The organism is Advenella kashmirensis WT001 (assembly GCF_000219915.2).
Taxonomy (GTDB): Bacteria; Pseudomonadota; Gammaproteobacteria; order Burkholderiales; family Burkholderiaceae_B; genus Advenella; species Advenella kashmirensis.
On the sequence record NC_017964.1, the window covers coordinates 2,731,078 to 2,744,034 of the forward strand.

Below are 12,957 nucleotides of genomic sequence, written 5' to 3' on the forward strand. Positions count from 1 at the left end.
TTAGCCATGACCGATGACAATACACCCCCAAGCCGCAAGAAACTCAGTCTTAGCGGTGCGCCTCGAAAAGTCGACGATAGCGACGAAAAACCCAGGGTACGCTCTGGTGCACGGGCGCGCGCCGTAGCCCAGAGCCAGCTGCGTTCCGGCCAGGGCAAAGCAACGCCTGCCAAACCGGGACGCCCATTGCCCACAGATCGCGCCGGCGCACGCAGCAACGCGTCAGATCAAACCCATGACATGCGCGAACCGCGCCGCACGGCGTCTGATCGCCCCGCGCGCACGGAACGCACCAGGCCAGCGGCCGGCAAACGCGACTTTAACCCTGGCGCTCCCCTGGCAAGCAAAAGGCCCCAGGCCAGGCCAGCGGATCGCGCTGCCCGTACGTCGCAGCAAGCCGAACAAGCGCGGCCGCGCCCCTCTTCGCGCCTGACCGAGACGTTCAGGGTATTTGCGCCGTGCCCGCAGGGTCTGGAGGAAATTCTTTGCGAGGAAATGCAGGCGCTGGGCTTTGAGCAGGTAGAAAAAGGACGCGCCGGCTGTGCCTTCGAAACGGACTGGGCAGGCATTTTGCGGGCCAACCTGTACTCCCGCCTGGCCACCCGGATTCTGGTGCAGGTGGCACATGGCCTGGTGCTCAAGGAAGACGATATCTACGAACTGGCTTACGACGCCCCATGGGAGCGCTGGTTTGGCGCGGAACATTCTCTGCGGGTTGATACTTCGGCCATCCAAAGTCCCATGAAAAGCCTGATGTTCTGCAATCTGAAGGCAAAAGACGGCATCTGCGACCGCCTGCGTGACCGCGAAGGCGAGCGCCCAAGCATCGACACGGTCCGCCCCGACGCCGGGTGCATCTTTTTCTGACGCGGGATTCAGGCACGTTATATCTTGACACCTCCGGCGAATCCCTGTTCAAACGCGGCTGGCGTCTGGACAAGGGTGAAGCGCCGCTGCGCGAGAATCTGGCCGCCGGCATTCTGGCGCTCTCGGGCTGGGATCCTTCTCAGCCCCTGCTGGACCCTTTTTGCGGCAGCGGCACAATTTTGATCGAAGCGGCCTGGATCGCGCAAGGCGTGCCGCCGGGCATCTCCCGCCCCTTTGGTTTTGAGCGGCTGCGCAATGCCGACGCCCGCCAATGGACAGCTCTGAAAGAAGATGCCTTCAGCCGCATTGCCCCGGAGCTGGAAACCCCGTTATACGGCTGCGATCTGAACCCGCATGCGCTGGAGGCTGCACGCGAAAACATGCAGCGTGCCAATCTGGCGCCAGACTCCATTCAGTTCGCCCGGGCCAATGCCCTGGACCTGCAACCGCCGACAAACAGCGGCTGGCTGGTCACCAACCCCCCTTATGGGGAACGAATGGACGAACAGGACGACGGTTTCTGGCGAGACTGGTCCGCCTGCCTTAAACAGCAATTTGCCGGATGGCAGGTTCATGTGATTTCCAGCGATCTGGAACTGCCCGGAAAACTGCGCCTGAAACCGCGCCGTCGTACACCCCTGTACAATGGAGCGCTTGACTGCCGCCTGTTTTCATTTGAAATGGTTGCTGAAAGCTACCGTAAACCCTGATAGCCCACTGCATGAAACCTTCTGCTTCTCCTGACGCGGCGCTGTTGTCGCGCCGTTCTCCTTCCCGTTTGCGTCTGTTTGCCTGCATGATGTACGAGGCCGTGCTCCTGTTCGGCGTTGTCTTCTTTGCCGATTACATTTTCGACACGCTCACGCAAAGCCGCAGCGGCCTGACCCTGCTGGGCACCCGCCAGGCGGTGCTGTTTGTTGCCATAGGCCTGTACTTTGTGCTCTGTTGGCGAAAACACGGACAGACGTTGCCCATGAAAACCTGGAATATCAGGCTCGTCAGCCGCCAAGCGCCCGTCCTTCCCTGGGCAAACTCGTGCTGCGCTATGCGCTGTGCTGGCCCATCCCGCTGCTGGGCGCCTATCTGGTGTACCTTGCCTCCAACGCGCTGGGCTGGCCGTCCATCACCCTGTTTATTGTATTTACGCCCTTTCTCAACTTTGTCTATAGCTGGTTTGACCGGGACGGCCTGATGTTGCATGACAGGCTGGCCGGCACCCGTCTGGTCGACCTATCGCCGGCGGCGATTCAATGATAGAATCAGAAGTCCACGGGCAGCAGGCAGGATCATTTTTGCACTCACTGCCCTATTTCTTTAGCGCCCCCGATTCTTTACGCCACCTTATGACCGATCATTATTCGTCACTCTATAAATCATTTGAATGGCTGGTTCCCACGGTATTCAATATAGCGGATGCCTGCTGTCACCGTTGGGCCTCCAGCCCGCACGAAGCACGCCAGGTCGCCATTTATTTCGAAGATCAGGTCGGGCAGCTCACATTACTGACTTACGGGCAACTGTCCGAAAAGGTCAATAAACTGGCCAACGGCTTTATCCGCATGGGTGTGCAGCCGCAGGACCGCGTCGCGGTCGCGCTGCAGCACTCGGCTGAAAGCGCGATTACCCAGCTGGCCGTCCTGACCGTGGGTGCGATTGTGGTGCCCCTGACCGCCTCCCTGAGCAACGCTGAATATGCAGAAAGACTGCATGATTCGCAGGCACGGGTCGCGGTGGTCGACAAGCACTCCATTACAGCGCTTATTTCAGCGGTTGACAATCATTCGCCAGTCAAACAGATCATCGGCATCCATACCGATGATGATCGAATCATTTCCTGGCGGACCCTGCTGGCGCGCCAACCGTCCACCTTCACCCCGCATGTCGTGAGCGCCTCCACGCCGGCCATTCTGGTATATCCAGCAACGACCGAAAACGAACCGTTGCGGGGCGTGCTGCTGGATCACAGCTCACTCATTGGCACCCTGCCCGGCTTTGTCGCTTCACAGAACTGGTTTCCGAAAGCAAACGATATATTCTGGACTTCCTACGACTGGAACAGCCCCAACGGTCTGCTCAATGCCCTGTTGCCCACACTTTATTTCGGTAAATCCATTGTCGGCTGCCCGGCCGGACGCACCATACCGCGCCTGTTTACGCTGCTCGAACACTATCAGATTACCAATATTCACGCATCCGGCCAGGATTTGCGCCGTATCCGCGAATATCCCGATACGCTGGAAGAATTCGAACTGGCCATCCGCAGCATCAGCTGCCTGGACACCGATTACGACCCATCGCTGGGCCAATGGGCCAAAGAGCGCTTTAACGTTGACATCAACGTCGTTGCGGCGCCGCTGGGCTTTGGCTACATCATTGGCGAAAGTCAGGAAAAATGGGCGCCTCGCCAGGGTAGCATGGGCCGTGTGTACCCGGGCCATCGGATTACTGTTATCGACCAGGCCGGCAAGCCCCTGAAAACGGGCCAGAAGGGTTTCATCGCAGTCAACAGGACCGACCAGAACGACTATCCCGATCCGGCGGTTGCCTTGCACTACTGGTCTGGCGCCCAGATCCATCCGCTGCAGGCTGAGCCACAAGAATGGATCCCAACCGCCATTCGCGGCCACATCGACAAGGATGGCTACGTCTGGCGTGATGCCGACACTGACGCCGATAGCGTAACCAGCTAGGAAATAGGAGAAATAGTCAATATGGCTGTGTATCAGATCGATGAACTGGCGCCAAATATCGATGCCACCGCTTTTGTCTTTGACAGCGCGACGGTCATTGGCAACGTCACCCTGGAAAAAAATGTCAGCGTCTGGGCCAATGTGGCCATTCGCGGCGACAACGCGCCTATCCTGATCCAGGAAGGCAGCAACGTACAGGAAGGCAGCGTACTGCATGTAGACGAAGGCGTTCCCCTGACCATTGAAAGGAACGTCACCGTGGGCCATCAGGCCATGCTGCACGGCTGCACCATCGGCCAAGGGTCTCTGATCGGCATGCAGGCCATTGTCCTGAACAACGCCCGCATTGGCAAAAACTGCATCATCGGCGCCGGCGCCATCGTTACCGAAGGCAAAGTCATCCCCGATGGCTCGCTTGTTATCGGTATCGGCAAAATTGCACGTACGCTGAGCGAAGACGAAATTGCCAACATTCACAAAAATACTGCTCATTACGTATGGCAGGGGCAGCGCTATCGCAGCGGCCTTAAACGCCTGACGTAATTTCGGCCCTGCGCCACTCTGCCATGACGACTGACCAATTACAGAAATACCTGCTTGACGATCGCAGCACCCGCATCCAGACCGTCGATCTGACCGAGACCTGGCATACCGGTCTGGCGCATCAGAGCTACCCGCCAGTCGTTCGCGACCTGCTTGGGCAACTATGTGCCGCCTCGGTACTGCTTGCCTCGAACATTAAATTCGATGGTTCACTCGTGCTGCAACTGCAGGGCGACGGGCCGCTGGCCCTGATCGTGGTCGAGTGCCAATCCGACCTGAGCCTGCGCGCCACCGTGCAGTTGCGCCAGGAGTTTGTGGTACCCGACAATGCCACATTCCAGTCGCTGCTCAACAGCAATGGCAATGGTCGGTTTATTGTCATTCTGGATCCGACAGACCGGCAGGAAGGCCAGCAACCCTATCAGGGCGTGGTTCCCATGGAAGGCGATTCGGTCGCCAAGGTCCTGGAACATTATATGAAGCAGTCGGAACAGCTCGATACGCACATCTGGCTGGCCGCCAACGAGCAACGCGCTGCGGGTCTGCTGCTGCAGCGACTGCCCGACCACGGCGGTACGGCCGATGATGCCGAAGCGCACCAGGAATCGTGGCAGCGCACCCGCATTCTGGCGCAGACCCTGACGCAGGAGGAAATGCTTAGCGAGTCTCCAGAAACACTGATTCACCGCCTGTTCTGGGAAGAGCCCTTACTCACTTTCGAGCCACAACCGGTGCGCTGGTTTTGTCCATGCACACGTGAACGCGTCGGCAATATGCTCAAAATGCTCGGTCGGGATGAAATAGAGAGCATTCTGAGCGAACAGGAACAAATTGACATCGCCTGCAATTTCTGCGGCAAGCCGTATACCTTCGATGCGATCGATTGCGCCCGTCTGTTTATCGATGGCCAGTCGCCCGAAGATCCGCCCGAACCCATTGCGCATTAAACTGAGCAGCAACGGGCAGACATGCCTGCTGGCTCAGCTGCAGCACACGGAGCACCGCTATACTGGCGGCTGCTTTCCTCCCATCCCGCGCTTCACAGACCAGCAAACACGGGTTGTACTAAACGGTTGTTAGCATTAGCTTGCGCAGCACACCCCGGTTACCGCAGCACTTACTTATCCAGCGTAGAAACCCACACTATACATTTGCCCTCGTTTTGCGCACACTGCGGGGATGCAATACACCTTCCCGCCCATTCTTTTTTTGTTCTGCGCCCGCCGCCATCCTGCTTTCGTCCATACATCCCGTCCTGGCTGCCTACAAGCGAAAACAGCGGCCGTCTGGCTGGCACGCCAGCATGGCTTTGCGATCGTGGAATTTCTCGTTGTCGCCCTCCCCCTGCTGCTTGCGGCCATGGCCAGCTACGAAGCGTCGCGCTGGTACATGACGCGCGAAGCAGTCAGCCTTGCATTGCTTGAAGCCGGCCGCGCCGGCAGTGTGAACCACGCCAGGCCGCGGGCCATCGAAGACGCATTCCTGGATGCACTGACTCCGCTATATGCACCAGCGGGCGATTTTCGCGACCCACGGGAGCGGATGATCCACCAACACAAACGAGTCGAGCAAAACAGCAACCAGCTCGCATGGGACATCATTATTACTCATCCAAACATCGCCGAATTTGCCGACTTCATGCAAAAGGATCTTCCCATTGCTGTGCAAACCGGCAATCCGGCCATCAATAACAATTATCAGCAAAGGCAACATCAACAATTTCCGCGCGCCCCACCTCGGGTAGCACGATCTACGATGCCAACACCCTGCAATTGCAGCACGCTATTTGTATGTGCCCGTCGTGCCGGGCATGCGAGCGCTATTGCGTACGGTGTTCGGCGCCATCGGTGCTTCCGGATCGCCACTGGCCACCGAGGGTGCGCTACCGATCAGCGCATCAATTACAATTGAAATGCAATCGCATCCGGTGCTCTGGCTGTCCGAGCAAACAACACACGTTCGCTATAGGCAGCGCGATGCATTTGCCAACTCACCGGCACCGCTACGCAAGCCGACCAGATCCAGCAATCGCGGCGGCGACCCGGCGGGCAGCATTGCCAGGCGGCCTGCACCGGCCGACGCAACGCTTCCCAGCGACAGGCCTGCCTCGCAGACCAGGCCTGATGCCGATCAAGCAATGAGACAACGCGCGCCGGATGCACCGCCTACAACGACTGAACTGCCCGAAAATGCGCTGCCAGCCGAGTCGGCTTGCCTGCCTTAAGGATTGCCGATAAGCACGCACGACAACCGGTAAACGGTTGTTCGTCGAAATTATATTAATTTGGGCTTGATTCGCCCGGATTGGATCTGGTTCCGGGTGGCTTCTGATCTGGCTCTGTCCTGATCCAGCCGGCTCAGCATGAGCGACGCCTGCAGGATAAGCCTAGCCGACGGTTATTGCTGTGCCGGTTTTGAAGATCTGGCTGGCTTGCCGCTCTCAGGCTTTGCGCGTGTGCCAGTTGTCGCTTTTGCCTGGGCTTTGCCCGAGGCCTGAGGCTTGGCTGCCGCAGCGGGAGCTGCCTTGGCCTTGGGTGCTCCTGGTACTTCGTAGCTTACCGGCACATCCGGCTGCGGCTCGTTCGGCGTCAGGATCTGCACATAGGTTTCGTCTTTTTTGATCATGCGCATTTCAATACGGGCGCGATCTTCAAGCGCATCGGTACCGGTTTTCAGATCATGAACTTCAGCATCCATCGCATTATTACGTGCCAGCAACGCCTTGTTTTTCTCTTCCTGGGCTTCCAGTTGCTGCTTGAGCACTGTCACGCGCGCCCACCCTTCTTCCCCCCACCACAGCGGATATTGTATGGCTACGCAGGCAACCATCAGGGCAAGGTATAGTAAGCGCATGACAAATGCTCAATACTCGCGCCGCAGCGCTTAACGGATGTTGTAAAACGCATCCAGACCCGGGAAGCGGGCCACTTCTGCCAGTTCTTCCTCAATACGCAGCAGCTGGTTGTACTTGGCCATACGGTCCGAACGAGACAGCGAGCCGGTCTTGATCTGCATGGCGTTGGTGGCCACGGCAATATCGGCAATGGTCGAGTCTTCGGTTTCACCGGAGCGGTGTGAAATAACTGCCGTGTAACCTGCGCGCTTGGCCATTTCAATGGCTGCAAAGGTTTCTGTCAGTGTACCGATCTGGTTGATCTTGATAAGAATGGAGTTGGCAACGCCTTTCTGGATACCTTCCTTGAGGATTTTCGTATTGGTCACAAACAGATCGTCGCCCACCAGCTGCACTTTCTTGCCCAACTGGTCTGTAAGGATTTTCCAGCCATCCCAATCGTTTTCGGCCATACCGTCTTCGATGCTGATGATTGGGTATTTGTCGCACCAGGAGGCCAGCAAATTGGCAAACTCGGCCGACGTCAGGGAAATATTGCCCTCGCCTGCCAGATGATATTTGCCGTCACGGTAAAATTCGGAGCTGGCGCAATCGAGGCCCAGCGCGATTTGGGTACCAGGCTCGTAGCCGGCTTCGGTAATCGCATTCAGGATCAGATGAATGGCCGACTCATGATTGGCCACATTGGGCGCAAAACCGCCCTCGTCGCCCACCGCAGTAGACATGCCATGACCATGAATCAGTTTTTTCAGCGCGTGGAAAACCTCTGCGCCCATGCGCAGCGATTCACGGAAACTGGTTGCGCCCACCGGCAGGATCATGAATTCCTGCATATCGAGCGTATTGTTGGCATGGGCGCCGCCATTGATGACGTTCATCATGGGCACAGGCATGCTCATGGGGCCGCTGCCGCCAAAATAGCGATACAGGGAAAGACCGGACTCATCGGCTGCGGCACGTGCCACGGCCATACTCACTGCCAGCAGTGCGTTGGCGCCCAGGCGCTCCTTGTTCTCGGTTCCATCCAGGTCGATCAGAGTGTGGTCAATGAAAGTCTGTTCCTGCGCATCCAGGCCCATGAGCGCTTCGGAAATTTCAGTATTGACGTTTTCCACTGCCTTGAGCACGCCTTTGCCCAGGTAACGGGACTTATCACCGTCACGCAGTTCAACAGCTTCGCGCGTACCAGTAGAGGCACCAGACGGTACAGCAGCCCGCCCCATAACGCCGGATTCGAGCAATACATCACACTCTACGGTTGGATTCCCACGGGAATCCAGGATTTCGCGACCGATAATATCAACAATTGCACTCATGGTAATGACTTTCCTGCCTGATAAACAGTGATTTTGATGGGGTTTTATTGCGTAGATTGTACCTTACTCAGCCAATCTTGTAATTTTGCATCCGCTGGCAATTGAACTTGTATCAGTTTTTTTACATTTTAGCCCGGGCCATGACCAACAGGTAAAACGGCAAACGGTGCAACCAGGCCATGCAGCAACGCGGTCCAGCGCCTCCTTGCGGCGTTGCCCAGCGGCGTTGACCGCCGGTCCGTTGCGTATCGCTGCTGCAGATTCAGTTGCCTATTGCATAACTCGCCACTTCGTCCCCCGCGACTGTAGGCGACCCTCGCCATACATTTTATCGGCTAATCGTTGCCCCTGCCCCGCCGCCGCCACCGGCGCCTGCCGGCAGGTGGCTCGGCCACGGTGTTGCCCAGGCTGGCAAAGCGGATCAGCGGCAGCCTGTAGAGCCACAACAGAGCGATCACATTCACAGCAAACACCACCATCAGGCCCGATTCGATCGCACCGACCATGTGTTCGCGTGCCACCTCCAACCAAGGCAAGGCATTCTGTCCCAGACTGGCCATTTCCGTAATCAGCCCCGCCTGACTGTCTGTCCTGACCAGCAGTTGAGGATCGGACAAGGCCAGAACCAGCTCCGGGGAGTCGATTCTTTTTGCATCGGCCTGAATGCCGGCCAGATAATAGTAATTGACCATCGTGCCGATAATGGCTGTTCCCAGCATACCGCCAATCATGCGGATAGACTGCACCAGCGCCGTCACAATGCCCAGATTATTGCGACCGGACAACTCCTGGCTAAAGATCGTCAGGTTGGGCATAATAAAACCCAGGCCAACACCGCCTAGGGTCATGTACAGCAAAAAGACCAGCTGCGACATATCACGATCATAAAAAACAACGCCAGCCACGGCGATTGCCGTCAATACAAAGCCGATATACAGAATCCAGTTGGGCCGGGCCAGGCGAATAACGATGCGACCGCTCAGGATACTGCCCACGGTAATGCATACCACCAGCGGCGTGACCAGCATACCAGCGTCATTTGGAGAATAGCCGAAACCGCCCTGAAGCAGTAGCGGAATATAAAACAGCATGCCGAACATCACAAAACCGGTCAATAACGACAAGGTAAACATGGTGCCCAGGCTGCGATCGCGAAAGACCTCCAGCGGCAATAGCGGAAAAGCACAACGTCGCTCCCAGCGTATCAGAACAACAAACGCCACAACGGACACGATGGAAAACACGCCTACCTGCCAGGAAACGCCATGCGTGGCAAACAGTTCCACCGCCAGTTGCAGACAGCCCAGAAACAGTGCGATTAGCACCGCCCCCTGCCAGTCCAGGCGGATTGTCTGTTCACGCTTGTAACGGATCAGCGGCAAATATTGCCAGATAAAGAACAGGCTGATCAGACCTACCGGCAGATTGACATAGAACACCGAACGCCAGCCATAGTATTCGGTCAGAAACCTCCCAGTGAGGGACCGACGGCCGAGGCAATGCCAAAAGATGAACTGAGCAGAATCTGCCAGCGCAGGCGTACTTTGGCGTCAGGAAACAAGTCCGGTACACAGGCAAAGGCGGTGCCTACCAGCATCCCGCCACCAATGCCCTGCAAGGCCCTGGCCAGCACCAGTTGTGTCATGCTGCCGGCCATCCCGCAAAGCACTGAAGCAATGGTGAAAATAATAACGGACGCAACCACGAATGGCTTGCGTCCGTAATAGTCGCTCAAGCGACCACAGATAGGAACAGTAATAACCGAGGCCAGCAGATAGGAAGTGCCAACCCACGCGTATAGCTCAAAACCATTGAGCTCGGCCACGATGGTAGGCAAGGCGGTGCCGACAATGGTTTGATCCAGCCCCACCAGCATGCCGACAAAACAGATGCCCAGCACCGCCATTAAAGATTGTCGAAACGGCAGCAGTCGTCCCGATGCCGATTTTTCCTCATTCACTTCGATTGTTCTGGTAACCATACTTCCCGTTCAAAGTAAACGCCGGCATCAACGCTCACCGGGCTATGTGTGCCGCCTGCCTGACAACGCCGCCGACCGGACAAATACTAATGTCGATGGCCAACGATGCAATCAGGCGCTGAACTGGTCTTCGATAAAGCCTTGACCTTTAACAATACGATCAATATCAGTGAGTGAACGCAGCAGGCTTCCATATGCGCCAGGGGGACGGCATTGGGGCCGTCCGAGAGCGCCACGGCCGGATCCGGATGCGTTTCCATAAACAGACCGGACACCCCCACCGCGACCGCAGCCCGCGCCAGCACAGGCACAAATTCACGCTGACCACCAGAGGACGTACCCTGCCCGCCAGGCAACTGCACCGAATGCGTCGCATCGAAAACCACCGGACATTCTGTGGCGCGCATAATGGCTAATGAACGCATATCCGAGACCAGATTGTTATAGCCGAAAGAGGCCCCGCGTTCGCAGACCATGATATTGGCGCCATCGCCGCCAGCCGCAATGGCGGCGGCCTTGGCTTTGGCCACAACTTGCAGCATGTCGGCCGGCGCCAGAAACTGCCCTTTCTTGATATTTACCGGCTTGCCCGTAGCAGCACAGGCCGAAATAAAATCGGTCTGGCGGCACAGAAAAGCCGGCGTCTGCAATACATCAACAACGGCTGCAACGCGCTCTACCTGGGTAATATCGTGAACATCGGTCAGGACAGGCACATTCAGCTGCGCCCGGATATCGGCCAGAATCTGCAGGCCTTCGTCCATTCCCGGTCCGCGATAAGAGGTGCCCGAGCTACGATTGGCCTTGTCAAACGAACTTTTGTAGATAAATGGAATACCAAGCGTCCGGCAATATCCTGCAACGCACTTGCGGTATCGAACGCCATCTGGCGTGATTCGATCACGCATGGGCCGGCAATCAGAAAAAACGGTTTGGTCAGACCAACGTCGAAGCCGCAAAGATTCATGGTGATTTCCTTATCCCTGGTTCTGCCGCTGTTTCTGATAGTCCAGTGCTGCCCGGATAAAGCTGGAGAACAGCGGATGGCCATTACGCGGCGTAGAAGTAAATTCAGGATGGAACTGGACCCCCATGAACCATGGGTGGCCCGGAATTTCCATCATTTCTGGCAGGTTCTCGGTCGGCGTGCGGGCACTGATGACCATGCCGGCTTCTTCAAGACGCGGAACATAGACATTGTTGACCTCATAGCGGTGGCGATGGCGCTCGTTGACCTCGGGACCATATATATCATAGGCACGCGTGCCTTCCTTGACCGGACAGCGCTGGGCGCCTTTGCGCATCGTGCCGCCCAGATCGGAAGACGCCGTACGTTTTTCCACTTTGCCTTCGCGATCCATCCACTCGGTAATAAGCGCCACGACCGGATGCGGCGCTGCCGGATCAAACTCGGTACTGTTGGCGCCGCCAAGCTGGGCCACATGCCGGGCAAATTCAATAACGGCCAGTTGCATGCCCAGGCAGATCCCCAGGTAAGGGACCTTGTTTTCACGTGCATACTGAATGGCGCGAATCTTGCCTTCGGTACCGCGCTTGCCGAAACCGCCCGGCACCAGAATGGCATCCAGCGCAGCCAGTTTTTCAACCGCACCACCTTCCAGATCCTCCGAATCGATATAGTCGATAACGACTTTGGAACGGGTATGAATACCGGCGTGCTGCAGCGCTTCAATCAGCGATTTGTATGACTCGGTCAGATCAACATATTTGCCGACCATACCAATGTGCACCTCATGCTGTGGATGTTCCAGTGCATCGATCAGGCCGTCCCACATGGACAGATCAGCCGGCGGCGGAGAAATGGCCAGCGCATCGCAAACCAGTTCATCCAGTTTCTGGTTATGCAACATGGACGGAATTTTGTAGATGGAATCGGCGTCCCATACGGAAATGACGGCATCCAGCGGCACATTGGAAAACAGGGAAATCTTGGCCCGCTCGTCTTCGGGCACTTCGCGGTCAGCACGGCACAGCAACGCGTTCGGATAAATACCAATTTCGCGCAGCTTTTGCACCGAGTGTTGAGTTGGCTTGGTTTTGAGCTCGCCCGCAGAGGCAATAAACGGCACCAGCGTTAAATGCACGAAAGCGGCGCCATTGCGGCCCAGGCGCAGACTCATTTGCCGCACCGCCTCCAGAAATGGCAGGGATTCAATATCGCCAACGGTGCCGCCGATTTCCACAATGGCCACATCGGTTTGCCCATCCCAGGCCTGCCTTGCACCACGGATAATGAAATCTTGAATTTCATTTGTGATATGGGGAATAACCTGCACGGTCTTGCCCAGATAATCGCCGCGGCGCTCTTTGCGCAACACGGATTCGTATATCTGGCCAGTGGTAAAGTTATTGGATTTATGCATGCGAGCCGAAATGAATCGCTCGTAGTGGCCGAGATCAAGATCGGTTTCGGCGCCGTCTTCGGTGACGAATACTTCACCGTGCTGCAAGGGGCTCATCGTACCCGGATCCACGTTGATATACGGGTCTAACTTGAGCATGGTGACCTTCAGGCCACGCGATTCAAGGATAGCCGCAAGCGACGCGGCGGCGATTCCCTTGCCTAACGAAGAGACCACGCCGCCGGTAACGAATACATACTTTGTCATTGGAGTAAGGGCCCCGCGAAAAGGGCCGTAGCAGGAAATTTGAATTATAGCTTGAGCATGCCGCTTTTGTAAGGCG

8 protein-coding genes and 4 pseudogenes are annotated in these 12,957 nt (G+C 56.9%); 7 read left to right on the forward strand and 5 right to left on the reverse strand.

Going from position 1 to position 12,957, the window contains the following annotated elements:
• Nucleotides 1–6 precede the first annotated feature (6 nt).
• The 7 genes and pseudogenes from TKWG_RS12825 (at nt 7) to TKWG_RS12855 (ending at nt 6,324) form a co-directional block, all read left to right on the forward strand.
• Nucleotides 7–1,577, forward strand: a pseudogene (locus TKWG_RS12825) (THUMP domain-containing protein).
• Nucleotides 1,578–1,663: 86 nt separating this feature from the next.
• Nucleotides 1,664–2,121 (forward strand): annotated as a pseudogene (locus TKWG_RS12830) (RDD family protein).
• Entirely contained in the window at nt 2,118–3,557 is a 1,440-nt protein-coding gene (locus TKWG_RS12835) for an AMP-binding protein (protein WP_014751236.1), read from the forward strand. Before TKWG_RS12830 ends, TKWG_RS12835 begins: the two are co-directional and overlap by 4 nt.
• Before the next feature lie 21 nt (nt 3,558–3,578).
• Nucleotides 3,579–4,100, forward strand: coding sequence for a gamma carbonic anhydrase family protein (locus TKWG_RS12840; protein WP_014751237.1), 522 nt, complete (start codon nt 3,579–3,581; stop codon nt 4,098–4,100).
• A 23-nt stretch (nt 4,101–4,123) separates the two neighbouring features.
• Nucleotides 4,124–5,047 carry an Hsp33 family molecular chaperone HslO gene (gene hslO / locus TKWG_RS12845; RefSeq protein ID WP_014751238.1) on the forward strand — a complete coding sequence of 308 codons (924 nt, stop codon included), beginning with the start codon at nt 4,124–4,126 and terminating at the stop codon, nt 5,045–5,047.
• Between the two features lie 370 nt (nt 5,048–5,417).
• On the forward strand, nt 5,418–6,011 hold the full coding sequence (locus tag TKWG_RS21655; protein WP_148274540.1) for a hypothetical protein: 594 nt from the start codon (nt 5,418–5,420) through the stop codon (nt 6,009–6,011).
• Nucleotide 6,012: 1 nt separating this feature from the next.
• Complete coding sequence (locus TKWG_RS12855; protein WP_014751240.1) at nt 6,013–6,324, forward strand: hypothetical protein; 312 nt, start codon at nt 6,013–6,015, stop codon at nt 6,322–6,324.
• A gap of 173 nt (nt 6,325–6,497) precedes the next feature.
• Here the strand turns inward: TKWG_RS12855 and ftsB are convergent, their stop codons facing one another.
• The 5 genes and pseudogenes from ftsB to TKWG_RS12880 form a co-directional block, all read right to left on the reverse strand.
• Entirely contained in the window at nt 6,498–6,953 is a 456-nt protein-coding gene (gene ftsB / locus TKWG_RS12860) for a cell division protein FtsB (protein WP_014751241.1), read from the reverse strand.
• Nucleotides 6,954–6,983: 30 nt separating this feature from the next.
• Nucleotides 6,984–8,270, reverse strand: coding sequence for a phosphopyruvate hydratase (gene eno / locus TKWG_RS12865; RefSeq protein ID WP_014751242.1), 1,287 nt, complete (start codon nt 8,268–8,270; stop codon nt 6,984–6,986).
• Between the two features lie 335 nt (nt 8,271–8,605).
• Nucleotides 8,606–10,251, reverse strand: a pseudogene (locus tag TKWG_RS12870) (MDR family MFS transporter).
• 111 nt (nt 10,252–10,362) lie between these two features.
• Nucleotides 10,363–11,218, reverse strand: a pseudogene (gene kdsA / locus TKWG_RS12875) (3-deoxy-8-phosphooctulonate synthase).
• Between the two features lie 10 nt (nt 11,219–11,228).
• Nucleotides 11,229–12,881: a CTP synthase gene (locus TKWG_RS12880; RefSeq protein WP_014751247.1), complete on the reverse strand. Its 1,653-nt coding sequence runs from the start codon at nt 12,879–12,881 to the stop codon at nt 11,229–11,231.
• Nucleotides 12,882–12,957 lie beyond the last annotated feature (76 nt).